Origin of the sequence: Bacteroides pyogenes DSM 20611 = JCM 6294, assembly GCF_000428105.1 — a bacterium.
Taxonomy (GTDB): Bacteria; Bacteroidota; Bacteroidia; order Bacteroidales; family Bacteroidaceae; genus Bacteroides; species Bacteroides pyogenes.
Genome location: NZ_ATZH01000003.1, coordinates 97,210 through 122,402 on the forward strand (window position 1 = coordinate 97,210; position 25,193 = coordinate 122,402).

General features: G+C 43.6%; 20 protein-coding genes and 5 tRNA genes. 21 read left to right on the forward strand and 4 right to left on the reverse strand.

Going from position 1 to position 25,193, the window contains the following annotated elements:
• Positions 1-69 precede the first annotated feature (69 nt).
• Both priA and C234_RS0100390 read left to right on the forward strand, forming a co-directional pair.
• On the forward strand, positions 70-2,535 hold the full coding sequence (priA, locus tag C234_RS0100385; protein ID WP_027324128.1) for a replication restart helicase PriA: 2,466 nt from the start codon (positions 70-72) through the stop codon (positions 2,533-2,535).
• Positions 2,536-2,785: 250 nt separating this feature from the next.
• Complete coding sequence (locus tag C234_RS0100390; RefSeq protein WP_027324129.1) at positions 2,786-3,256, forward strand: low molecular weight protein-tyrosine-phosphatase; 471 nt, start codon at positions 2,786-2,788, stop codon at positions 3,254-3,256.
• Here C234_RS0100390 and C234_RS0100395 read toward each other — a convergent pair.
• The gene (locus C234_RS0100395; protein ID WP_027324130.1) at positions 3,231-5,306 is read right to left on the reverse strand and encodes an HD family phosphohydrolase; all 2,076 of its coding nucleotides are present in this window, start codon (positions 5,304-5,306) and stop codon (positions 3,231-3,233) included. The genes C234_RS0100390 and C234_RS0100395 overlap by 26 nt on opposite strands.
• A gap of 98 nt (positions 5,307-5,404) precedes the next feature.
• On the opposite strand from C234_RS0100395, the gene gltX reads away from it, so the two are divergent.
• Entirely contained in the window at positions 5,405-6,922 is a 1,518-nt protein-coding gene (gltX, locus tag C234_RS0100400; RefSeq protein ID WP_027324131.1) for a glutamate--tRNA ligase, read from the forward strand.
• A 14-nt stretch (positions 6,923-6,936) separates the two neighbouring features.
• Entirely contained in the window at positions 6,937-8,160 is a 1,224-nt protein-coding gene (locus tag C234_RS0100405) for a 3-deoxy-D-manno-octulosonic acid transferase (RefSeq protein WP_027324132.1), read from the forward strand.
• Positions 8,161-8,269: 109 nt separating this feature from the next.
• Here C234_RS0100405 and C234_RS0100410 read toward each other — a convergent pair whose 3' ends face one another.
• Complete coding sequence (locus C234_RS0100410; protein ID WP_027324133.1) at positions 8,270-8,836, reverse strand: RNA polymerase sigma-70 factor; 567 nt, start codon at positions 8,834-8,836, stop codon at positions 8,270-8,272.
• A gap of 514 nt (positions 8,837-9,350) precedes the next feature.
• Here C234_RS0100410 and C234_RS0100415 point away from each other — a divergent pair.
• From C234_RS0100415 to C234_RS0100435, 5 genes are all read left to right on the forward strand, one after another.
• Positions 9,351-10,292, forward strand: a complete 942-nt coding sequence (locus C234_RS0100415; RefSeq protein WP_051290100.1) for a FecR family protein — start codon at positions 9,351-9,353, stop codon at positions 10,290-10,292.
• Positions 10,293-10,545: 253 nt separating this feature from the next.
• A complete protein-coding gene (locus C234_RS0100420) occupies positions 10,546-13,824 on the forward strand; it encodes a SusC/RagA family TonB-linked outer membrane protein (RefSeq protein ID WP_027324135.1) in 3,279 nt (1,092 codons plus the stop codon).
• Between the two features lie 33 nt (positions 13,825-13,857).
• The gene (locus C234_RS0100425; protein ID WP_027324136.1) at positions 13,858-15,498 is read left to right on the forward strand and encodes a RagB/SusD family nutrient uptake outer membrane protein; all 1,641 of its coding nucleotides are present in this window, start codon (positions 13,858-13,860) and stop codon (positions 15,496-15,498) included.
• A gap of 32 nt (positions 15,499-15,530) precedes the next feature.
• Positions 15,531-16,655, forward strand: a complete 1,125-nt coding sequence (locus C234_RS0100430) for a glycoside hydrolase family 18 (protein WP_034536633.1) — start codon at positions 15,531-15,533, stop codon at positions 16,653-16,655.
• Positions 16,656-16,692: 37 nt separating this feature from the next.
• Positions 16,693-17,859, forward strand: a complete 1,167-nt coding sequence (locus tag C234_RS0100435; protein ID WP_027324138.1) for a DUF1735 and LamG domain-containing protein — start codon at positions 16,693-16,695, stop codon at positions 17,857-17,859.
• A gap of 212 nt (positions 17,860-18,071) precedes the next feature.
• On the opposite strand, the gene C234_RS0100445 is transcribed toward C234_RS0100435, so the two are convergent.
• Complete coding sequence (locus C234_RS0100445) at positions 18,072-18,584, reverse strand: gamma carbonic anhydrase family protein (protein WP_027324139.1); 513 nt, start codon at positions 18,582-18,584, stop codon at positions 18,072-18,074.
• Positions 18,585-18,608: 24 nt separating this feature from the next.
• Complete coding sequence (locus C234_RS0100450) at positions 18,609-20,390, reverse strand: aminopeptidase P family protein (protein ID WP_027324140.1); 1,782 nt, start codon at positions 20,388-20,390, stop codon at positions 18,609-18,611.
• 195 nt (positions 20,391-20,585) lie between these two features.
• Here C234_RS0100450 and rpsU point away from each other — a divergent pair, with 195 nt between their 5' ends.
• The 12 genes from rpsU (at position 20,586) to rplK (ending at position 25,180) form a co-directional block, all read left to right on the forward strand.
• Positions 20,586-20,777 (forward strand): 30S ribosomal protein S21, encoded by a 192-nt coding sequence (gene rpsU, locus C234_RS0100455; RefSeq protein ID WP_027324141.1) that lies wholly within the window; start codon positions 20,586-20,588, stop codon positions 20,775-20,777.
• A 73-nt stretch (positions 20,778-20,850) separates the two neighbouring features.
• Complete coding sequence (xerC, locus tag C234_RS0100460) at positions 20,851-21,732, forward strand: tyrosine recombinase XerC (protein WP_027324142.1); 882 nt, start codon at positions 20,851-20,853, stop codon at positions 21,730-21,732.
• A 15-nt stretch (positions 21,733-21,747) separates the two neighbouring features.
• Positions 21,748-22,047 carry a ribosome hibernation-promoting factor, HPF/YfiA family gene (gene hpf / locus C234_RS0100465; RefSeq protein ID WP_027324143.1) on the forward strand — a complete coding sequence of 100 codons (300 nt, stop codon included), beginning with the start codon at positions 21,748-21,750 and terminating at the stop codon, positions 22,045-22,047.
• A 97-nt stretch (positions 22,048-22,144) separates the two neighbouring features.
• Positions 22,145-22,218: transfer RNA gene (locus C234_RS0100470), tRNA-Thr, on the forward strand.
• A 57-nt stretch (positions 22,219-22,275) separates the two neighbouring features.
• Positions 22,276-22,358: transfer RNA gene (locus C234_RS0100475), tRNA-Tyr, on the forward strand.
• A 33-nt stretch (positions 22,359-22,391) separates the two neighbouring features.
• A tRNA-Gly gene (locus tag C234_RS0100480) sits at positions 22,392-22,464 on the forward strand.
• Positions 22,465-22,474: 10 nt separating this feature from the next.
• A tRNA-Thr gene (locus tag C234_RS0100485) sits at positions 22,475-22,546 on the forward strand.
• A gap of 50 nt (positions 22,547-22,596) precedes the next feature.
• Positions 22,597-23,781, forward strand: a complete 1,185-nt coding sequence (gene tuf, locus C234_RS0100490; protein ID WP_027324144.1) for an elongation factor Tu — start codon at positions 22,597-22,599, stop codon at positions 23,779-23,781.
• 55 nt (positions 23,782-23,836) lie between these two features.
• A tRNA-Trp gene (locus C234_RS0100495) sits at positions 23,837-23,909 on the forward strand.
• A gap of 14 nt (positions 23,910-23,923) precedes the next feature.
• Positions 23,924-24,115, forward strand: coding sequence for a preprotein translocase subunit SecE (gene secE / locus C234_RS0100500; RefSeq protein WP_027324145.1), 192 nt, complete (start codon positions 23,924-23,926; stop codon positions 24,113-24,115).
• A gap of 16 nt (positions 24,116-24,131) precedes the next feature.
• Positions 24,132-24,674 carry a transcription termination/antitermination protein NusG gene (gene nusG, locus C234_RS0100505; protein WP_027324146.1) on the forward strand — a complete coding sequence of 181 codons (543 nt, stop codon included), beginning with the start codon at positions 24,132-24,134 and terminating at the stop codon, positions 24,672-24,674.
• A gap of 62 nt (positions 24,675-24,736) precedes the next feature.
• Entirely contained in the window at positions 24,737-25,180 is a 444-nt protein-coding gene (gene rplK / locus C234_RS0100510) for a 50S ribosomal protein L11 (protein WP_027324147.1), read from the forward strand.
• The last annotated feature ends 13 nt before the right edge of the window (positions 25,181-25,193 follow it).

A 25,193-nucleotide genomic window follows, 5' to 3' on the forward strand; every position in this document is an offset into this window, starting at 1 on the left:
AGAAACGCGTTTAGAAGGATAGATAGTTTTTTAGATGGAGGTCTTCTTTTTTGTATCTTTGTGCCTGCAATGAAAAAGTTTGTAGATGTTATATTACCCTTGCCTTTGGCAAAGAGTTTTACTTATGCGCTGCCCACCCACTGTGCGGATGAGGTAAAACCGGGTTGTCGGGTGGTGGTGCCTTTCGGTCGTAAAAAGTTTTATACCGCTATCGTGTGTAATGTGCATTGCTATTCTCCCGAAGGATATGAAGTGAAGGAAATTTCTACCTTGCTCGATCCTTCGCCTATCCTGCTGCCGGTGCAGTTTAGGTTTTGGAAATGGGTGGCAGACTACTATCTGTGCACGCAGGGGGATGTATATAAGGCTGCTTTGCCTTCGGGATTGAAACTGGAAAGCGAGACAATAGTGGAGTACAACCCCGATTTTGAGACGGATGTTTCGTTGCCCGAAAAAGAACAGCGGATACTCGACCTGTTGGCGGCAGATTCTCAGCAATGTGTCACCAAGTTGGAGAAGGAGAGTGGTGTGAAAAACATCCTTCCTGTCATCAAGTCGTTACTTGATAAGGAGGCGGTTTTTGTTAAAGAGGAGCTGAGGCGTAACTATAAGCCAAAGACAGAGGCAAGAGTGCGCCTAACGGTGACGCCCGACGAACAGCAGTTGCATATTCTTTTCGACCGTTTGTCTCATGCTCCCAAGCAACTTGCGCTGTTGATGAAGTATGTAGAGTGTACGGGTATCTTGGGAGGCGGAGTTCCGAAAGAGATTTCCAAAAAAGAATTGCTCGAACGCGCGGGAGTATCTGCCGCCATTCTGAATGGTTTGGTAGAGAAGTGTATCTTTGAAATTTACTTCCATGAAGTGGGACGCTTGAACAGCCAAGTCCCCGTGCAAAGCGTCTTAAATTCCCTTAATCCTCTGAATGAGTTTCAGCAACGCGCATACGGTGAAATCATAGAATCTTTCCGCCGGAAAAATGTCTGTCTGCTTCACGGGGTAACCTCCAGCGGGAAAACCGAAGTCTACATTCATCTCATCGAACAAACCATTCGGCAAGGGAAGCAGGTGCTTTATCTGCTTCCCGAAATAGCGCTCACCGCACAGATAACCGATCGTCTTCAGCGGGTTTTCGGCTCGAGGCTGGGCATCTATCATTCCAAGTTCCCTGATGCCGAACGGGTGGAGATATGGCAGAAGCAGTTGGGAGAAAAAGGGTATGACATTATTCTGGGAGTGCGCTCGTCTGTCTTTCTCCCTTTCCGGAATCTGGGATTGGTTATTGTAGACGAAGAGCACGAGAATACGTATAAGCAACAAGATCCTGCTCCCCGCTACCATGCGCGCAACGCAGCTATCGTATTGGCTACCATGTATGGGGCGAAAACTCTTTTGGGAACGGCCACTCCCTCTATCGAGACATGGCAAAATGCCGTAACCGGAAAGTATGGATTCGTGCAATTGAAAGAACGCTATAAAGAAATCCGTCTGCCCGAGATTATCCCGGTAGACATCAAAGAGTTGCATCGGAAGAAGCGGATGGCCGGCCCGTTCTCTCCTTTGCTCGTGCAATACATGAAAGAGGCGTTGGAACAGAAAGAGCAGGTAATTCTTTTTCAGAACCGGAGAGGGTTTGCACCTATGGTGGAATGTCGCACATGCGGATGGGTGCCGAAGTGTAAGAATTGCGACGTGAGCCTGACTTATCATAAAGGTATTAATCAGCTCACTTGTCATTATTGCGGGTACACTTACGGATTGCCAAAGGCTTGCCCAGCTTGTGAGGGAACGGAACTGGTAAACCGTGGTTTCGGAACCGAAAAGATAGAAGACGATATCAAGATTCTTTTTCCCGAGGCAGCGGTAGCGCGCATGGACTTGGATACAACCCGTACACGAACGGCTTATGAGAAGATTATTGCCGACTTCGAACAAGGAAAGACGGATATACTCATCGGTACGCAGATGGTATCGAAAGGACTCGACTTTGATCACGTCAGCGTAGTCGGCATTCTGAATGCCGATACCATGTTGAACTATCCCGATTTCCGTGCTTACGAACGGGCTTTCCAACTGATGGCTCAGGTGGCGGGACGTGCAGGCCGCAAGAACAAACAGGGCAGAGTAGTGTTGCAAACCAGAAGTATCGACCATCCCATCATTCGCCAGGTGATAGCGAACAGTTACAAAGAGATGGTGGACGGACAGCTTGCCGAACGGCAAATGTTTCGCTATCCGCCCTATTATCGGCTGGTATATGTTTATCTGAAAAACCGGAAGGAGTCTTTACTCGATGAAATGGCGGGAGTGATGGCAGATAAGCTCAGAGCTGTGTTCGGTAATCGGGTGCTGGGCCCTGATAAGCCTCCTGTAGCCCGCATACAGACTTTATATATAAAAAAGATCATTCTGAAAATAGAGCATAATGCTCCCATGGAACGTGTGCGTGAATTGCTGTCACGGATACAGGGTGAGATGCAGGAAGAAGAACGTTTTAAGTCGCTCATCGTTTACTACGATGTAGATCCGGTATAAAACAGACCGTTGCGTTATGTCATCTGAAGGAAAACAGCCTGCTTTCTATTATCCATACTTCCGGCACGATCTTCCTGACTGTCGACTACTTGTTTGGCAGCTTCAGAGCTTGATATACCTCACGCTTTTGGAGCGGTGGGATAATGTGAAGTATTGCAAGACAACAAGCCGAAATATAGACGTTGGTAATATAATGGATGGAGGTTATTTCCCATTTTTATTCGGGGGTAGCTGTTAATTTTATAAGAATATGAAAAAAATACTGTTTGTTTGCTTAGGCAATATATGCCGCAGCTCTGCGGCGGAAGAAGTGATGCTCCATTTATTGAAGGAAAGGGGAGTGGAAAAAGATTTTATGATTGACTCCGCCGGGATTCTTTCCTACCATCAGGGAGAATTGCCCGACAGCCGGATGCGTGCGCATGCCGCCCGTCGGGGGTATCAACTGGTGCACCGTTCGCGCCCGGTGCAGACGGAAGATTTTTACAGCTTCGATTTAATTATCGGGATGGATGACCGGAATATAGACGATCTGAAAGAGAAGGCTCCATCGCCCGAAGAGTGGAAGAAAATCAATAGGATGACAGACTATTGCACTCGCATAGCTGCCGATCACGTACCCGACCCCTATTACGGAGGGGCGGAGGGTTTTGAATATGTATTGGATATTCTGGAAGATGCTTGTGAAGGCTTGCTCACTTCTTTAACTCAGGATAGCTGATTCGAGTATGATAAGCGATTTTCAGCTTCTCCTTGAATACGGTTTTCACAGTAGCGATGTCTTTAAATGTGATGGGACAATCTTTGAAGTATCCCTCTGCTACTTGAGAGTCGATAATCTTGTCGACAAGATTGTTGATACTTTCTTCCGTATATTCCGGCAAACTGCGGGAAGCCGCTTCCACACTGTCAGCCATCATCAGGATGGCTGTCTCTTTGGTAAACGGATTAGGCCCCGGATAGGTAAATTTTTCTTTATCGGGTTCTTCTCCCGGATGTTCGTTTTTCCATGAAATATAAAAATACTTGGTTTTTCCACGTCCATGGTGAGTGGAGATAAAGTCTTTAATAACCTTAGGCAAGTTGTGCTTGTCCGCCAATTTCATACCGCCGGTAATGTGCTTGATGACAACCTGCGCACTTTGTTCATAGCTCAGATTCTTGTGCGGGTTGATGCCTCCCGATTGGTTTTCGGTAAAGAAAGCCGGGTTTTCCATTTTTCCTATATCATGATATAGAGCGCCTGTACGTACCAACTGACTGTTAGCTCCGATACGGTTAGCCGCTTCGGAGGCCAGATTGGCCACCTGCATGGAATGTTGGAAGGTGCCGGGCACAGTTTCCGACATTCGGCGCAAAAGGGGGCTGTTTATATTTGAAAGTTCTACGAGGGTAACATTGGAGGTGAATCCGAATGTTTTTTCCAGCAGGAATAGCAACGGATAAGCGAAGAGTAACAAGATACCATTGATTATGAAGTAACTATACATTCGCACATTTAGTTTCGATAGATCGCTTGAAAAACCGTTTCCCGCCATAAGTTCGAGCGCGAGGTAAATACTAATGTAAGTCGCTATCACCAGTAAAGCAGTGCGGACTAATTGAGATCGTTGTGAAAGTTCGCGAAGGCTGAAAATGGCCACTAGTCCTGCGCCCAATTGCGTCAGTATGAACTCATGTGGGAATCTGAGCGATATGGAGCAAATAAGTATGGTGACAACGTGCGTCAGGAAAGCGGTTCGCGAATCGAGAAATACGCGTATGATAATCGGCAGCATTGCATAAGGAATAATGTTGATATTGAATATATTGTGCGTAATCATGAGCGCTGTGATTACACTGTAAAAAACAATCAGCATGAACAACAAAGAAAGCCTTCCCTTGTGTACGTAATAGTCTTTTCGGAACAGGTCGAGGTAAAGCATGAAGTAAAATATCAGCATACTTACAAAAAGAATTTGACCCACAACTACCAGCCGGCTTTGTCCGGTTGATTCGCTTCGTTTGATTGATTCTTTGCGTAGCGATTCCAGAATGTTGTAGGTTTCGGGACTGATGATTTCTCCCCGGTCGACTATTTTTTGTCCGGCAACTACAAGCCCGCTTGCCCACGAATAGTTTTTGAAAATGTCTTCCTGCGCAGCTTGAGTACGCTGGCGGTCGAAAGACAAGTTTGGAGCGATGTATTCGTTCATGGCGCACTGACGGAGAATGTCTAAGTTGAGAGGCAGGGAATCGGCGGCGGATAGCAGATACTCATAGGCTTTTTTCACGGTGAAGAGGTTTTCGGTAGCTTCCGGGTTGGCCAGTTTATCGTCGATAATCATAATGGAAACCACACTGTCTTTTTCGAGTTTCTGTTTGTCTTCCGTAGAAACGATTCCGATTGCGTAAATCCTTTTCAGTGTTTTTTCAATATATCTCAAATGCTCTGCGGCCGCAGGAATACCTTTCAGATTTGCGTGGCCTTGCCGCTTCAGCTTTTCCAAAGCTTCTTTTTCCACACTTTTGTTGAGCGTATAGTAGGGCTGGAAAAACTCCATCAAGCTGTCTTTCTCGTGCTTCACTACCGATTCGCTTTTATAAATCGGGAAATCGAAAGTGGCTATCAACTGGGCGTATTTCCACGGTTTGTTCATATCGAACTGATAGTTGAATTTTCCGTCGCGAGGCAAGAAATATACAATAAGAGCTACTGTGACTATAAACAATAAAGCTTTATATATTAAATTTTTCCGTAAGAAGCCTCTTTTTCCTTTCAGATATTCCATAACCTTTGATTTTTTGGCGAAAAGTACGAAAAAAAACCATAGTATGAAAAAAAAGATTTAATTTTGCCCCGATTTACCTATATATAAGACCCGATATTATGGCAGAAAGAAAAGTAAGAGTGCGTTTTGCACCGAGTCCTACAGGAGCATTGCACATCGGTGGTGTGCGTACAGCTTTATATAATTACCTGTTTGCGCGCCAGCATGGCGGAGACTTGATATTCCGTATCGAAGACACAGATTCCAACCGTTTCGTTCCCGGTGCGGAAGAATATATACTTGAATCTTTTAAATGGTTGGGCATTCATTTCGATGAAGGAGTGAGCTTCGGAGGAGAACATGGTCCGTATCGTCAGTCCGAACGCCGCGATATTTATAAAAAATATGTCCGGCAGTTGCTGGATACCGGAAAAGCGTATGTCGCTTTCGATACGCCCGAAGAGTTGGATGCGAAACGTGGCGAGATAGCTAATTTCCAATACGATGCTTCCACACGCGGAATGATGCGCAACTCGCTGACTATGCCGAAAGAGGAAGTGGAGGCATGGATTGCCGGGGGAAAACAGTATGTGGTTCGCTTCAAGATCGAACCGAATGAAGATATTCGCATAGACGACCTGATTCGCGGCGAAGTGGTAATCAACTCTTCCATTCTGGACGATAAAGTGCTCTATAAATCGGCTGACGAGTTGCCGACTTACCATTTGGCCAATATTGTAGACGATCATCTGATGGAAGTCACCCATGTGATCCGTGGCGAAGAATGGTTGCCTTCGGCTCCGCTGCACGTATTGCTGTATCGCGCTTTCGGCTGGGCGGACACGATGCCGGCGTTTGCCCATCTGCCTTTGTTGCTGAAACCCGAGGGCAACGGCAAGCTCAGCAAGCGGGACGGAGACCGTTTGGGATTTCCGGTATTTCCCTTGGAATGGCACGATCCTAAGACGGGAGAAGTGTCTTCAGGGTATCGGGAATCGGGCTATCTTCCCGAGGCTGTCATTAACTTCCTTGCCTTGCTGGGGTGGAATCCGGGTAACGATCAGGAACTTATGTCGATGGCCGAGCTGGTGCAACTTTTCGACCTGCGTCGTTGCAGTAAATCGGGTGCGAAGTTCGATTATAAGAAAGGCATATGGTTCAACCATCAGTACATCCAGCAAAAACCGGATGAAGAGATTGCCGAACTTTTCCTCCCCATATTGAAAGAACATGGTGTGGAAGCACCTTTCGAAAAGGTGGTTGCCGTAGTGGGTATGATGAAAGGCCGGGTAAGTTTTGTGAAAGAGCTTTGGGAAACGTGTAGCTTCTTCTTCGCAGCTCCCGAGCGATACGATGAGAAAACGGTGAAGAAACGCTGGAAGGAAGATTCTGCACAGCATATGACCGAATTGGCTGAGGTGCTTGCCGGTATCGATGACTTCAGCATCGAAGGGCAGGAGAAGGTTGTGATGGATTGGATTGCCACGAAGGGCTATCATACCGGAAACATTATGAATGCTTTCCGGCTGACATTGGTGGGTGAGGGGAAAGGCCCGCACATGTTCGACATCTCTTGGGTATTGGGAAAAGAAGAAACACTGGCACGTATGAAACGCGCTGTTGAAGTATTGAAGTAATCTCACGACACGCTATGCTCTATAACTTAGCTATTGTTTTATACGATTTTCTGGTTCACCTCGCGGCGCCATTCAGCCGCAAGCCTCGGAAGATGATGAAGGGGCATTGGGTAGTGTACGAGCTTCTCCGCCAGCAGGTGGAGAAAGACGAACGGTATATTTGGTTTCATGCCGCTTCGCTCGGAGAGTTTGAACAAGGTCGGCCCCTGATTGAAGAGATTCGTGCACAATACCCTGCCTATAGAATTCTGCTTACGTTCTTTTCGCCTTCGGGCTACGAGGTGCGCAAGCATTACAGAGGTGCGGATATCGTTTGCTACTTACCGTTCGACAAGCCTCGCAATGTGAAAAAGTTTCTTGACATCGCCAATCCGTGCATGGCTTTTTTCATTAAATATGAATTCTGGAAAAATTATCTCGACGAACTTCACAAACGCCGGATTCCCGTGTACAGTGTTTCGTCCATTTTCCGCCGCGACCAGATCTTTTTCAAATGGTATGGCGGAAGCTACCGCAGGGTGCTAAGGAATTTCGACCATCTTTTCGTTCAGAACGAGGCTTCTAAACGCTATTTGTCGAAAATCGGCATCAACCGCGTGACGGTGGTGGGTGATACCCGTTTCGACCGTGTGCTGCAAATTCGCGAGGAGGCTAAGGAACTGCCGCTGGTGGAAAAGTTTAAAGGAGACAATTCTTTCACCTTTGTGGCGGGAAGCTCATGGAGTCCGGATGAAGACCTGTTTTTGGAATATTTTAATACGCACCCGGAAATGAAGCTGATTATTGCTCCGCATGTGATCGATGAAAATCATTTGGTAGAGATCATAAGCAAGCTGAAACGTCCGTATGTGCGATATACGCGCGCTGATGAACGGAATGTGCTGAAAGCCGATTGTCTGATAATCGACTGTTTCGGTTTGCTTTCTTCCATCTATCGCTATGGAGAAGTCTCTTATATAGGTGGAGGATTCGGTGTAGGTATTCATAACACGCTCGAGGCGGCTGTATATGGTATCCCGGTCATTTTCGGGCCAAAGTATCAGAAATTCATGGAAGCGCAGCAGTTGCTGGAAGCCGAAGGCGCTTATTCCATCAAAGATTATGAAGAACTGAAATCTCTGCTCGACCGTTTCCGTACTGACGAGGCATTTCTGCATGATACCGGTGCAAAAGCCGGAAACTATGTGACGGGTAATGCCGGTGCTACACGAAAGGTAATGCACATGATCAATTTCTGACGAAACGATATACGTGCGATTTTGACTTATGCGATTTTTTTTAGGCAGGCGTGATTGGTTGCGTATGAGACTTATTTATATTCTGCATCCCATCCATGCAAGGGAATTCCTACTGATGATATTTCATTACAAACAATAACAGTATGATCGATAGGTAGTCTTTTAGTTCTTCCTTGAGCACTGCCATTACTTTCTGTTTGTACCGGTTGATGGATTTTACGCTGAGGTTCATCTCTCCAGCTATCTCCGCATGCGTTTTGTTTTCAATAAAACTTTTCAGGAATACTGTCCGGTAGTTCTCGGGGAGTTTTTCCAACGTACTGAAAAGCAGACGGTATAATTCGTCCAGCGTATAAACCTTGTCGGGCGAGGTGGCGTATACCGGTGTCTTTTGCTGCTGCCATTCTGCGTAATTCCATTCGTATTCCTGATGCTTGAGGTGGTTGAGGCATTGATTTCGTACGGACATTTTGATATACCCTACGGCGGTTTCGGGGCGCAGTTCGTCGGAGTCTATTTTTTGCCACACCACAGCAAATACATCCGACACAATGTCTTCCCTTGACTCTCTGTCGTCGATAAACCGCTTGGCATAGAGGCAGAAAGGAGCATAATATTCTTCGAACAACTGTTTGAAGCACTGCTCTTTTTCTTTTTTATTGGATGAAAGAATCATGTATGCTGAAAAGGGTTAGACATGTTTTTCGGGTGCAAATGTACGTGATAATTTCCAGATTCTTGCTATGGATTTCGATAATATATGTCACATTGTTGGGTTGGAGAGACTGATTCGAAACGCTCGAAGCTTTGTTATAGGTCCTGTTATGCCTATAAGCCCGGATTTTTGATCTTTTAGTGATCGAAAACTACACAGAGCGAATATGCACTGAAAGATAAAGAGAACGGCTGCGAAAGTTAAGCCATTTGCTTATACGGATACTTCGTCTGCCGAACGTGCTCTATTCGTCTTTCGTCTGTGTTTTATTCGTCTCTCATTCGGCAGACGAATAAAACACAGACGAAAGACGAATAAGTTTTTTAATATAACGTTTTGTTTTTCACTTATTTGGGGGTTAATGTGTGCTCTCTCTTCCGTTATGTTGTGTTGCAATTCAAAAAAAAACAGTCGTATCCTGTCCCTTTTGGGCAATTCGCTTGTATTATAAATAGAAACTAAAAAAACAGAGACTTTGGATACTAATAATCTGAATACGGATGCGAACGAGTTGCTGAGACGTGCAGAAGTGATTAGCGAAGATATTCTCGAAATGGAGTCGGTGAATGTAGCGTCGGCTTACCAAAAACTGAAATTCCAAAAGCAGGAACGCCGTAGAAAAGAATTGCGTATGCAATTGATGCGCTATGCGGCAATGCTCACCTTGCCTTTGCTTTTTGCAAGCCTAACGCTGGGGTATCTGTATTTCCATCGTTCCGATCGCATCGAACAAGAAGCATTTGCCGAAGTCACAGCCGCAGCCGGCTCTATCGTGCGATACGAATTGCCCGACCGCTCTACGGTATGGTTGAACTCAGGTAGTAAACTTCGCTTTCCCACCCGCTTCCAATCTTTTCGCCGTCAGGTGAGTCTGCAGGGAGAAGCATATTTTGAAGTCTCTGCCGATAAAGAATCTCCTTTTTATGTAAACACCCCCACTGGTCTGAATGTATATGTGTACGGTACTCGTTTTAACGTTTCGGCTTACGAAGATGATGACTGCGTGGAAACCGTGCTCGAAGAGGGGAAGGTGAATGTGATTTTTCCGCATAGCGGGCATCAATGTTCTCTTGCTCCCGGCGAATATTTGTCTTATGATAAACTCACGGGCAAAGCTTTTAAGGAGCCTGTCGATGTATATGAAAAAGTGGCATGGAAAGACGGGAAAATGATTTTCAGAAACTCTAGTCTGGAAGATATATTCAAGCGTTTGGAACGCCACTTCAATGTGGATATTTCCTTCCGCAACCACTCGAATAAAGAATATAAATATCGCGCGACGTTTCGTAGCGAGACCTTACCGCAAATATTGGATTACTTGGCTAAGTCGGCTAACCTGAAATGGAGTGTCGAAGAATCCGAGCAACAGGCGGATGGGACATTTACCCAGAAAAGAATAATTATTGATTTATATTAACCGTTAAAACAGTGAAAAACATTGCTTATGATTTAATACCGAAAAAATTAACAAGAAAAGAGGAAAGACTTCTGCGATAGCGAAGTGCTTTCATTTTGAGATCTTACAGCAGGCGGGCAACCGAAGTGAACTGCTGTTACCCTATCAATTTAATTTATTTATAAACTATAGTTAACCGCACATGATGAAAAAAACTCATTCATTTTCAGTGCTTAATCCTGAATGTGCTTTGAATCTAAAACTACCTTTAAAAATGAGGATTAGTATTGTGCTGCTTTTCATGGCAGTATTCCAGCTTTCAGCTAACAATGGCTATGCCCAACGTACGGGAGTGCCTATTTCCGTCTCTAATGTTACCATAGAGCAAGTTTTAAACAAAATTGAAGAATCTTCCGATTACGTATTCCTTTACAACGATAAGACTATCAATACCGATAGGATTGTTTCGGTGAATAATAAGAGCGGCAAGATTACAGAAATTTTGGACCACATCTTCCGAGGGACGAATGTGGTTTATACCGTAGTGGACAAACAGATTATTCTGTCGACTAAAAAAAACGATCAGCAGGCGACAGCTTCTTTCCCTTTGAAGGGGACGGTTCGTGATAGCAAGGGTGAGCCCCTGATCGGAGTAAATGTGAAAGTAAAGGGGGCCGCTGTGGGTGCGATTACCGATTTCGATGGTAATTTTTTGCTTGAAGTGCAAGAAGGCGCCATTATCGAAATCTCGTATGTGGGCTATGTGACTCAAGAGGTCAAGGTCGCCGGTAGCAAACTGCTCCAGATCATACTGCAGGAGGATAATCATGTCTTGAACGAAGTGGTTGTAACGGCATTGGGTATTAAACGCGCACAAAAGGCTTTGAGCTACAATGTACAAGAAATTAAAAACGAGGCCTTGACTACGGCCAAAGATGCCAACTTCGTGAACTCGCTGAACGGTAAAATAGCCGGTGTGACTATTAATAAAAGTGGTTCAGGCGTCGGTGGGGCCACACGTGTAGTGATGCGTGGTGCCAAGTCGTTGGAGGGGAACAATAATGTGCTCTATGTAGTAGACGGTATCCCTTTATTTAATACGTCGGCAGGCGATGACAGCGGAGTAATGGGAACCGGCCGCGTGAGCAGCGAAGGTATTGCCGACTTCAACCCCGAAGATATTGCTTCTATCTCTGTCCTCTCCGGCCCGTCCGCTGCCGCTCTGTATGGTAGTAGTGCTGCAAATGGAGCCATCTTGATTACAACGAAAAAAGGCGAGTCGGGAAAGGTGAAGGTAGATCTTACTTCTTCATTTGAATTTAGCAATCCGTTTGTTATGCCTCGTTTTCAAAATACGTATGGAAACAAGCGAGGTTCGTACAAAAGCTGGGGGGATAAGCTCGATACTCCGTCTTCATATGATCCGGCCAAAGATTTCTTCCGCACAGGAAGCAATTTTATGAATTCGGCTACGATGGTTTTCGGTACAGAGAAAAGTCAGACATTTATCTCCGTAGCATCGACCAACGCCGGAGGTGTTGTGCCCAATAACGACTATGAGCGCTATAATTTCTCTTTCAACAACAATATGAAAATGTTGAATGAAAAGTTGGAACTGGGCGTGGGCGCACAATACATCAAACAGAAAGACCGCAATATGGTGTCGCAGGGACAATATTGGAATCCCATCGTAGCGGCATACCTCTTCCCGCGGGGAGAAAAGTGGGAGCCGATCAAAACTTTCGAAAGATGGGATCCTGCCCGTAAAATCTATACACAGTACTGGCCGGTGAGCGAAGGTACTTTTGGGGTTCAGAACCCTTACTGGACGGCTTATAGAAATATTGCGGAGAACGATAAAGACCGTTACATATTCACCGCCAATGCACGCTATCATATTTTTGACTGGTTGAACGTGGCGGGACGTTTACGCTTGGATAAAGCAAACACTTATTTCCATAGAGATCTTTATGCCAGCACCAATGAAAAATGGGCGAAGCCCAAAGGGAACTTTGAATACAGCCGAACCACAGACGACCAGTTTTATGCCGATTTGATGGCGAATGTGGACAAGAGGTTCGGAGATTATAGCGTAGTAGCCAATTTAGGCACGAGTTTCTCCGATTACAGCTCTGATATGGGAGGATACGGTGGCCCGTTGCAACTTGTTCCCAATCTCTTTACTATCGGGAACATCAATCCGAGCGTGGGAGCTCCATCAGAAGGCGGAGGCGATCGTGCAGTAAGAAACGTGGCTCTTTTTGCCAGCATAGAGTTGGGCTGGAAGAATATGGTTTATCTGACCGCTACCGGACGTAACGACTGGAACTCCCGGTTGGTAAATTCAAAAGAACCTTCTTTCTTCTATCCCTCTATCGGTATTTCCGGTTTGCTGTCTGAGATGATAAACATGGGGCAGATGGTCGATCTGTTGAAACTTCGCGCCTCTTATACTCAAGTAGGAGCGCCTGTCTCTCGCATCGGAATGACACCGGGAACTTACACAGACAAGATTGTAGGTGGGGTAATTATTCCCAACACTCTCTATCCTTATACTGATTTCAAAGCCGAACGTACTAAGTCATATGAGTTTGGTTTGAGCTTCAAAGGTCTGAAAGGACTTTCGTTCGATCTTACTTTGTATAAATCGAATACCTACAATCAGACATTTCTTGGTACAATGCCCGAAAGTTCCGGATATACAGGTGCTTATCTGCAAGCCGGTAATGTTCAGAATACAGGTATTGAGGCATCTTTGGGTTATGGACACAAGGTCGGTGAAGTAGACTTTTCTACCAACTTGGTATTCAGTCGTAACAGGAATGAAATTAAGGAAATGGTGAAAGACTACAAACATCCTGATTTGAACTATACCTTTGATATTCCTGAAGTGTCCAAAGGTTCCACAATTCTGAAAGTAGGCGGAAGCATCAACGATGTCTATGCCAGCAAGTTCTTTAAGAAAGATGGCAATGGTTATGTGTATGTGCCGGAAACCGGTGAAGTGAATATGGAAGTCGGTAAACCCGTCTTTTTGGGGCGTACAACCCCCGACTTTAACATGGGATGGAACGGCTCTGTAAGCTGGAGAGGACTTAATTTCGGCTTTACCTTCAACGGACGCTTCGGTGGCATCGTCACTTCGTCTACTCAAGCCATTATGGATAGCTTCGGAGTGTCTGAAGCATCGGCTATTGCTCGCGATAACGGAGGTGCTTTACTGCCTAACCAAGGCTTGTATGACGCGCAGAAATATTATGAAATGGTAGGAGCTTCAGGTGAGTCGGAACTGATGGGGTACTATACTTACAGTGCTACGAATATTCGTTTACAGCAGCTTTCGCTTGGATACCGGTTCCCTGCAAAATGGTTCAAAGGATATATTCGCGGCCTTTCGCTGACTCTGATCGGTAATAACTTGTGGATGATCTACAACAAAGCTCCTCATGATCCGGAGTTGACTCCGACCACAGGTACATACGGCGTCGGCAACGATTACTTCATGCAGCCCAGCTTAAGAAGTTTCGGAGCAAGTATCAAGCTTAGCTTCTAATATTTTATTTCTTTCTTATTCAACATGGAAAATATGAAAAATAACATTTATAAATATGTCTCTTCACTGTTTCTGTCGACTGCACTTTTGGCAAGTTGCGGAGACTTTGAGGAAATCAATACCAACAAACAAGGGGTAACTCCGGAGCAGGCCGAAGGAGACGGTGTAGCTTCCGGTGGTTTTATACAAACGTTGCAAAGATCAGTGGTGCCGGTAGGTACGGCAGCCAATAAAACTGATATAATCAATGTCTATCAGACCGCCTATCACATTGGTCAGGATGATTGGGCCGGTTATTTCGGCCAAAACGCAGACTGGGAAGGCAGTAGGAATCATACCACGTACTCTTTAGTGAATAATTGGGTGAAAGAGAGTTATAAGCAATCTTATACGCAAGCATTTTCCCCGTGGTTGTCTATCAAAAATAATCCGGCAGCGAAACTGAATCCTGAGAACTTTGCTTTGGCACAGGTTTTGAAAGTTGCCGTATGGCATAAAGCTACCGACATCTTCGGTCCGATTCCTTATACAAAAGCCGGTGAGGGGCTTTTGAATACTCCTTATGATTCGCAAGAGGTGGTATATATGTCTATGTTAAGCGATTTGGAAAAAGCCATTGAAACTCTGACGAGTTTTGAAGAGCAAGGTGGTAAACTCTTTCCCAATTACGATCTGGTCTATGGAGGAAATACTACAAATTGGGTGAAGTTTGCCAACTCATTGATGTTGCGTTTGGCTATGCGTATGCGTTACGTAGCACCTGCTGAAGCAAAAAGATATGCTGAGATGGCTGTGAATCATCGCATCGGAGTGATGACGGTCAAGGAAGATGGTGCTTCTATCTCTATGGCACATGGACTTCAGTTTGAGAATCCTATTGAACGCACTGCCGGACAATATGCCGAAACACGTATGGGTACGCCTGCCTTCAGCTACATGGCCGGTTATGAAGATCCGCGTCTGCCTAAGTACTTCCGCACAACAAAGCATCCCTATGCAGTCTCTCTACCCTGGGCAGGTGGATCATACTTCCCCATTCCGGTAGGCTTTGGCATCAGGCAAGACGAAAAACGAGAAGAGTCTGTTTACTTCTGCTCGCTGCCTAATATAGAACGTACGACGCCGGTGCATTGGTTGCTAACCTCTGAGGTGCTTTTCTTGCGTGCTGAAGGAGCTCTTTTGGGCTGGAACATGGGAGGAACAGCTGAAAATTTCTACACACAGGGCATTCAAATGTCTTTTGAGGAAAACGGTGTACCTGCTTCAAAGGCTGCTCTGTACATCGGAAGTGGTTTGAAACCAGTGGATGTGGATATGACTAAACTTAATCGGGTGAATACAACTATTCAAGCTGTAAGTACAGCTACTGTACAATTTGTAGGAACGCAAGAGCAAAAATTGGAAAAAATTATAATTCAAAAGTGGATTGCTCTTTACCCCAATGGACAGGAGGCATGGAGCGAGTGGAGGCGTACAGGCTATCCTAAGTTGCACACTCCTCTGAAGAACACCAGTAACGGAGAGGTGAACAGCGAGCAGGGAATCCGCAGGATGCATTATTCCATTCAAACGGCGCGCAGTGAAGAAGAACAGGCAGTGTATGACGAAGCCGTGAAGCTGTTGGATGGCCCCGACTCACCGGCAACTAAACTTTGGTGGGATAAGAAAAGATAAGATATACGTAATCATTTAATAGAAAGACATATATGAAAAAATATATACGCAATGGATTAGCTTGGGGAGTGATTGGTATGGCAATGGCTGCTTGCAGTGATTGGACTGATCCGGAACCCAAACAAATTGAACACATCGGTGGTTTTGCTACGATGTTTAATACGGAGAGTGAAGAATATTATAAAGAACTTCGTGCTTACAAAGATCAAGCTCGCAACTACGGACGGCCGGTGGCTTTCGGGTGGTTCTCCAACTGGTCGCCGTCGGGTATCATGCGCAAAGGTTATCTTTCGGCCGTCCCCGACAGTATGGATATTATCTCTATGTGGAGCGGTGTACCGGGACGTTTTCAAATCACCGAAGCTCAGAAGCGCGACAAAGAGTTTGTGCAAAAAGTAAAGGGTATCAAGCTCCTGGAAGTAAGTTTGCTTTCACATCTCGGAAAAGGAAGAACCCCCGAGTCTGTGTATGAAGGGTTGGCTGAAAAAGCCAAAGAAGAAAACTGGAGCGATTATCAGTTGGCACAAGCGAAAAAATTTGCTCGTTGGGATTTCTGGGGCTTTAAGTCGCATGACTTAAATAATCAGGAAGAGTTGAAAACTGCATTGTCCAAATTCGCCAAAGCGCTTTGCGATTCGTTGGTCGTAAATGAAATGGATGGATTTGATATCGACTGGGAGCCGGGTGCAGGTTTCAACGATGCAGACGGCACGATCGATCATGATAACATCATCTTTCTTGTTAAAGAGATGGGTAAATATATAGGTCCGAAGAGTGACCCCAAAGGTAAAGGTCACAGACTTCTTTGCATTGATGGAGAAATCTCCCGCCTTGGAGATTTGGAGGAGTATGTAGATTATTGGATTCGCCAAGCTTACGGACATGCCTATCCTTACTTGAATGGACCTAATGGTAATAATCCTCATAAAGTTATTGTTACTGAGAATTTTGAGTCGGGGTGGCGTCATGGCGGTTATCTTAAAGAACAAGCCTCTGCAATGCCTGAAGAGGGTTATAAAGGGGGAGTAGGAGCCTATCGTTTTGACAACGACTATAATAATCAGCCTGACTATAAATATATGCGTGAGGCTATCCAGATTAACCAACAAAAGTTTCAAGAGTGGAAGGCTAAACAAACTGAAAAGGCTGGAAAATAGATAATGAAAAAAATAATCGAAAACAAATGATATATATATGAATAAGAACTTATTTTTCATATCCGTTTTTGCTTTCATAGCAATTTTCTTGAGTAGTTGTGACTCAGGTGAAAAGAAATTGTTGGAACCGAAAGTTTATTTTGAGAATAAAGAGTATCAGATAGAAGTAGAAGACCAAAATGAAATTACATATGATTTGCGTGCTCGACTTTCGAAAATGACGTCTGAAGTAACAACCGTAACCTACTCGTTGGCTACAGAGTCTGATATCGTAACCGAGTATAACAAAAGGAATGGTACTAACTATGAGTTGTTTGACCTTTCTAATGTGAAAATCGACAACGAAAGAACTAATATACCTGTAGGAGCGCTCTATGCAGAAAATCGATTGTTGCAAATCTCTAACTTGAACGCTGTGCAAGAAGGGAAGTCTTATTTGCTTCCTATACGCATTCAATCTGCCTCATTGCCTGTGATTGACGGTACAGATATTGCTTATTTTGTTTTACGTAAACCTGTACGTATATTGAGAGCGACGAAGTTGGAGAATGAGTTTATCCGGGTGCCATTTTTGCCTACGACCCCATTTAAGTCAGTTACTTATGAAGCTTTGATTTATGTAAACTTCTTTGGAAGTAATAATACTATTATGGGTAAGGAAGGTACACTAATCTTTCGTATAGGTGATATGGGGGGAGGACTACCTAGAGATGAAATACAGATTGCAGGTAGTAAGCAATATCAGTCTACCAAAAAGTTCCAAAAGGATAGGTGGTATCACGTAGCTTTTACTTATGACCAACCTTCTGGAAAGACGGCTATTTTCATTAACGGTGTAAAGTCAGCAGAATCTACTTGGGATGCTCCCGGCTTCAATTTATCCGGTGAAGGATCTGGAGGATTCTTTATTGGTAAGGTGGCTAGGTTTATGTGGGGAGAACGACCGTTTTATGGGCAAATGAGTGAAGTAAGGGTTTGGAATGCAGCTCGTACTGAAAACCAAATCCAGCAGAATATGTTAAGTGTCGATCCTAAAACCGAAGGTTTGCTCGTTTATTACAAATTGAACGGAGTAGACCAATATCAAAAAGACGGTAAGTGGTATGTAAAAAATGCTTCAGGAGATGATATGGATGGCTTGGTAAACGATGGTTTAAGAAAACTCGATGTTGTAACTTTAGAAAATCCTATAAGGATTAATTAAGTTATGTTTCTTTAAAGCCTGAGGTAAAAGGGAGGGGATTTTTGAGAGAAATCCCCTCCTTGTTTGTAGAGAAGATATTTATTATTTATGCAAAAAAAAGCTGGTTTAGCTCGTATATTTGAAACTAAACTGGCTTTATTAAATTATATAGAGTTGCTTAAGAAAAACTTTAATGCTTTTTTATAAGCCTTGTATCAAAGGCTACTTTGAGTTTATTTATACCACTGCGAATACATCAGATAATTGTGAGCAATCTTTTGGTTCAGTTCTTTTGCTTGCTCGGGATCTACTTTCTTAATGAATTTAGCCGGTACGCCTCCCCAAATACTGCCGGGCTCTATTAGGGTATTGCTCAGGACCAAGGAACCGGCGGCCACAATTGCCCCTTCTCCTATTACAACGTGGTCGAGGACGGTCGAACCCATGCCAATCAGAGCATAATCTTTTATGGTTGCACCATGGATTGTCACATTGTGTCCTACGGATACATGATCGCCTATTTCGATGGTCGATTTTTGATATAGCGTGTGCAGTACACTACCATCTTGTATATTCACTCCGTTTCCTATGTGTATCGAGTTCACGTCACCGCGCAATACGGTGCTGTACCAGATGCTGCAGTCATTTCCTATGCTAACATCTCCTATGATAGTAGCATTCTCCGCTAAAAAACAATTTTCTCCGATTTGAGGTGTAAAACCTCTTACTGATTTAATAAGGGCCATAGCTTGTTTTTAAATTATTGATTTCTAAATGGCAAGAGTAGCTTTTCGCAGCCATGTTCTTTCTTCTTTGCTCAAGTGGGGAGAGAGTTGGGTGTATACGTTTTGATGATAGTTGTTCAACCAATCAATCTCTTGCATGCTGAGTAAATTTTTTATTATTCCTTTTGTACAGATAGGGCAGAGGGTAAGTGTTTCGAATTTTAAGTATTCTCCAAACATTCCTTCCTGATCTTTACATACTAATATGAGATTCTCAATACGAATTCCATGTGAACCGGATTTATATACTCCCGGTTCGTTAGAAATTACCATACCCGGATACAAAGCCACGGGATTTTCGTTCATGCGAATACTTTGAGGCCCTTCGTGTACGCTTAAAAAATGGCCTACACCATGCCCTGTGCCATGCAGGAAGTTCATTCCATGCTCCCAAAGCGGCATTCGGGCCAACACATCCAATTGCGCTCCCCGTGTGCCGAGCGGAAATTTCGCCATAGCTAATGCGATGTGTCCTTTAAGTACGAGTGTATAGTCGGTCTTTTCTTCTTCCGTAAGTTCTCCCAAAGCGATGGTGCGTGTGATATCCGTTGTCCCGTCTAGATATTGGGCTCCTGAATCCAGCAGAAGAAATCCTTTGGGATAAAGAGTGGCATCGCTTTCGGAGCTGGCCGAATAGTGTACAATGGCGGCATGGGGACCATATCCGGCGATGGTGTCGAAACTTTCACCTATATATAAGGGTTGTTCAGCTCGAAGTTCGTGCAGCTTTTTGTCAATACTTAATTCTGATTCTTTTTCGGAAGGAACAGCCTCTTCCAACCATTTGAGAAATTTCACTAATGCAACGCCATCCCGTTGCATGGCAGTATACACTCCGTTTATTTCGGTTTCATTACGAATAGCTTTCAATAAAGCCACAGGTGATTCATCTCGAATGATTTGACAAGAAGGGTTGATGGCAGAATAAATCGCGTAATTTGTCTTGCATGGATCGATTAAAATAGTTTCTTCTGTGAACCCTCTTAGAAACTCCTCTACATATTCATAATTTTGTAAATCGATTTGCTGTGCTTGAAGATAAGCGCTGACTTCCGAGTTAATCTTTTCAGGCGCAATGAAATAAACGACTTCTTTTTCTGTAATAAGCAGATAGCTGATGACTACGGGGTTACAATGAACGTCGCTTCCCCGCAAGTTGAGTGTCCATGCAATCTCGTCCAGGCTTGATAGAAATAAAGCTTTTGCGTTTTTCTTCTTTAATTCAGCACGTATCTCTGCAAGCTTTTCTTTACAGCTTTTGCCGGCATATTGCAGTTCGTAAACGAATGCAGGGGAGTCAGGGATAGATGGGCGATCCTTCCAAATCTCTTTCAGCGGATCTTCGAGAATCTCTATTTGGAGCAGGTGTTGTGAAATTTCTTTTTTCAGTTGCTCTACTTGGATTGCAGAGAATATTTTTCCATCGATGCCGACAGCTTCTCCCGGTTTGAGATGTTGTACCAGAAAGTCAAGGATACTTGGTGTTTCCGAAAGCATTTCTTTATATAAAGTAATGCCACTTTCTTGCAGCTCTTCGGCGGCTTGCAGAAAATAACGGGCGTCGGTCCATAGTCCGGCTTCACTTTCTGAGATGACCACAGTTCCGGCAGATCCCGTGAATCCCGAAATCCATTCCCTTGACTTCCAATGCGGGGCTACGTATTCGCTAAGATGTGGATCGGTGCTAGGGATGATGAGAGCTTTGACGTGATTGGACGTGAAAGTTGTACGCAATGACTCTATGCGTTTATTAATCTTTTGTTTCATGCTATGAAGTTTTATGCTAATAATATATTCTTCGTTCTTCAAAGGTAATAACTTTCTGCGGTTAATGATTTGTTTACGAATAGTTTTTGATAAAAAAACGGGGAAAGTTTTGTGAATAAAGAAAGTATGTGTAATTTTGCGGCGCAATTTGACTGTGGAATTTTTTAATCAATAACATATTAATAATAAAAAAGAATGATTGTAGTACCTGTAAAAGAAGGCGAAAACATTGAAAAAGCGCTGAAGAAATTTAAAAGAAAATTTGAGAAAACCGGTATTGTAAAAGAGTTGAGAAGCAGGCAGCAGTTTGATAAACCGTCTGTGACAAAAAGACTTAAGAAAGAACGTGCAGTGTATGTGCAAAAACTTCAGCAGATAGAAGATTAATAATTCGTAATTTCCTTTGAATTATTGAATTCTTTTCATACATTCGTTGCAAGATTATATATGTAACGATATTATGTTGATAGTGTCTTTTCTTGATTATCTCCGGTATGAACGTAACTATTCCGAGAAAACCATTCTTGCGTATGGTAAGGATATAATGCAACTGCGGGAGTTTGCTCAAGAAAAGAGTAGAGAAATCGACTTCTTGGATGTAAAACCAGAATTAATCCGCGAATGGATTGTTTCGTTGATGGATGATGGTTATACTTCAACTTCTGTAAATCGCAAGCTGAGTTCGCTTCGATCTTTCTATAAGTATCTTTTAAGGCATGGCGAGGTGACGGTAGATCCGTTGTCTAAAATATCAGGCCCTAAAAATAAAAAAAAGCTGCCCGTCTTCTTAAAAGAGAGCGAGATGGATAAATTGCTGGATGAGGTAGATTTTGGTGAGGGCTTTAGAGGTTGTCGAGACCGGTTGATTATCGAGCTTTTTTATGCTACAGGCATCAGGCTTTCGGAATTGATTGGTATAGATGATAAAGATGTGGATCTCTCGGCGTCTATCCTGAAGGTAACCGGAAAAAGGAACAAACAGCGTTTGATTCCTTTTGGTGATGAACTTCGGGAAGCGATGTGCGAATATATCAATATGAGAAATCAGCAGATGTCGAAAAAGTCGGAGGCTTTTTTTGTACGTGAAAATGGAGAACGGCTTTATAGAAGGCTGGTTTATAATCTGGTGAAACGTAATCTTTCAAAGGTAGCAACGCTAAAAAAGAAGAGTCCCCATGTGTTGAGGCATACTTTTGCTACTGCAATGCTGAATAATCAGGCACAGCTTGGAGCTGTAAAAGAGCTTTTGGGACACGAAAGTCTTGCGACTACCGAAATTTATACGCATGCTACATTTGAAGAGCTTAAAAAAGTGTATAAACAAGCTCATCCCAGAGCTTAAAAAAAGGAGGTAAGTATGGATATTAGAGTTCAATCGATTCACTTTGATGCGTCAGAGCAGTTGCAGGCATTTATACAGAAAAAAGTGTCTAAGTTGGAGAAATATTACGAAGATATAAAGAAAGTGGAGGTGTCATTAAAGGTAGTAAAACCGGAAACTGCTGAGAATAAAGAGGCAGGTATTAAGATTCTCGTTCCCAATGGGGAATTTTACGCAAGTAAAGTGTGTGATACTTTTGAAGAAGCAGTGGATTTGAATGTTGAGGCGCTCGAGAGACAGCTGGTTAAATACAAGGAAAAACAACGTAACAAATAAAAAAAACGCAAATCTTTTGCGGAAAAGAAATAAATAACTAAATTTGCAGCCGTTTCGCTCGCATTAAGAACGTAACGGTTGCATTTTTAGCTAAAACGCCTCTTTAGCTCAGCTGGCCAGAGCACGTGATTTGTAATCTCGGGGTCGTTGGTTCGAATCCGACAAGAGGCTCAAAAGGAAAGAAGTAGAGACTTGAAAAGTTGTTGATAGTTTTTATACATTGTTTAAGGGCAAATACCAGAGTGGACAAATGGGGCAGACTGTAAATCTGCTGGCTTACGCCTTCGGTGGTTCGAATCCATCTTTGCCCACAAGCAGAGTGATACAACTTTTTGATTAAGAATGCGGAAGTAGCTCAGTTGATAGAGCATTAGCCTTCCAAGCTGAGGGTCGCGGGTTTGAGTCCCGTCTTCCGCTCTCTCTCCTTGCTGTTATAGCTCAGCGGTAGAGCACTTCCTTGGTAAGGAAGAGGTCCCGGGTTCAAGTCCCGGTAACAGCTCATAAAGATGTAAAAGCTGATTATTAATCAAATAAATAACAAGTAAAGCTATGGCTAAAGAGAAATTTGAACGTACCAAACCGCACGTAAACATTGGTACAATTGGTCACGTAGACCACGGTAAAACGACGTTGACAGCTGCCATCACTACAGTGTTGGCTAAAAACGGTCTTTCAGAATTGCGTTCTTTCGATTCAATCGACAATGCTCCTGAAGAAAAAGAAAGAGGTATTACTATCAATACTTCACACGTTGAGTACCAAACTGCTAATCGTCACTATGCTCACGTAGACTGTCCGGGTCACGCTGACTACGTAAAGAACATGGTAACAGGTGCTGCTCAGATGGACGGTGCTATCATCGTTTGTGCTGCAACTGACGGTCCGATGCCTCAGACTCGCGAGCACATCTTGTTGGCTCGTCAGGTAAACGTTCCTCGTCTTGTTGTATTCTTGAATAAGTGCGACATGGTGGACGACGAAGAAATGTTGGAATTGGTTGAAATGGAGATGAGAGAACTTCTTTCATTCTACGATTTTGATGGTGACAACACTCCTATCATCCGTGGCTCTGCTCTTGGAGCATTGAACGGTGTCGCAAAATGGGAAGAAAAAGTAATGGAACTGATGGATGCAGTTGATAACTGGGTTCCCCTGCCTCCGCGCGATGTAGACAAACCTTTCTTGATGCCGGTTGAGGACGTATTCTCTATTACTGGTCGTGGTACTGTGGCTACAGGTCGTATCGAAACTGGTGTTATCCATGTGGGTGATGAAGTTGAAATCCTCGGTTTGGGTGAAGATAAAAAATCTGTTGTAACAGGTGTTGAGATGTTCCGTAAGTTGCTAGATCAAGGTGAAGCTGGTGACAATGTTGGTCTGTTGCTCCGTGGTATCGACAAAAACGAAATCAAACGTGGTATGGTTCTTTGTAAACCGGGTCAGATTAAACCCCACTCAAGATTTAAAGCTGAGGTTTATATCTTAAAGAAAGAAGAAGGTGGTCGTCATACTCCGTTCCACAATAAATACCGTCCTCAGTTCTACTTGCGTACAATGGACTGCACTGGTGAAATCACTTTGCCGGAAGGAACTGAAATGGTAATGCCGGGTGATAATGTAACAATCACTGTAGAATTGATCTATCCTGTAGCATTGAACCAAGGTCTTCGCTTTGCTATCCGCGAAGGTGGACGTACAGTAGGTGCTGGTCAGATTACTGAAATTCTAGACTAATATATACTATAATTATAATCAGTTCCCGATTTTATCGGGAACTGATTATGTACAAACGGGAGTAGCTCAGTCGGTAGAGCACCGGTCTCCAAAACCGGGTGTCGGGAGTTCGAGCCTCTCCTCCCGTGCTAATATTATTGAAATGAAAAAGATAATAGCTTACTTTAAAGAATCTTACGACGAACTTGTTCATAAAGTATCGTGGCCTACGTATTCTGAACTTGCTAACAGTGCAGTAGTTGTATTATATGCTTCCCTGCTTATTGCATTGGTAGTGTTCGCGATGGACTTCTGTTTCCAGAATTTCATGGAAAAAATTGTTTATCCACATTAAAATTAGGAATTAAAGAATGGCTGAGATTGAAAAAAAATGGTACGTTTTGCGTGCTATTAGTGGTAAAGAAGCCAAGGTTCGGGAATATATCGAAGCTGATATGAAGAACAGTGATCTTGGTGAATATGTTTCTCAGGTATTGATTCCTACTGAAAAAGTTTATCAGGTTCGCAATGGAAAGAAAATTGTGAAAGAGAGAAGTTATCTCCCTGGTTACGTTTTGGTGGAGGCTGCTTTAGTAGGTGAGGTTGCTCACCGCTTGCGCAATACTCCTAATGTGATAGGCTTTTTGGGTGGTTCCGATAAACCGGTGCCTCTCAGACAATCAGAAGTGAATCGTATACTTGGTACAGTAGACGAACTTCAGGAAACGGGTGAAGAACTAAATATCCCGTATGTAGTGGGTGAAACTGTTAAGGTTACTTTTGGTCCTTTTAGCGGATTCAGTGGTGTCATTGAAGAGGTTAATAACGAAAAAAAGAAACTGAAGGTCATGGTGAAGATATTCGGGCGCAAAACGCCGCTGGAATTAGGCTTTATGCAAGTGGAGAAGGAATGATGTACAGCATTGTTACACTGTACTTATTCTTCGTTTAATGTTTATTATAAATCAATTTTAAAATGGCTAAAGAAGTTGCTGGACTAATCAAATTACAGATTAAAGGAGGCGCTGCAAACCCATCACCTCCCGTTGGACCTGCTTTGGGTTCTAAGGGTATTAATATCATGGAGTTTTGCAAGCAATTCAATGCCAGAACCCAAGACAAGGCAGGTAAGATTTTACCTGTTATTATTACTTACTACGCAGATAAGTCTTTCGATTTTGTAATCAAGACTCCTCCCGTTGCTATTCAATTGCTTGAGATGGCTAAGGTAAAGAGTGGTTCTGCTGAGCCTAACCGTAAGAAAGTTGCTGAGATTACTTGGGAACAGGTTCGTACGATTGCTCAGGACAAAATGGTTGACTTGAACTGTTTTACTGTGGAAGCTGCCATGAAAATGGTTGCTGGTACGGCTAGAAGTATGGGTATCGCTGTAAAAGGGGAGTTCCCGATTAATAATTAATAAACTTCAATTG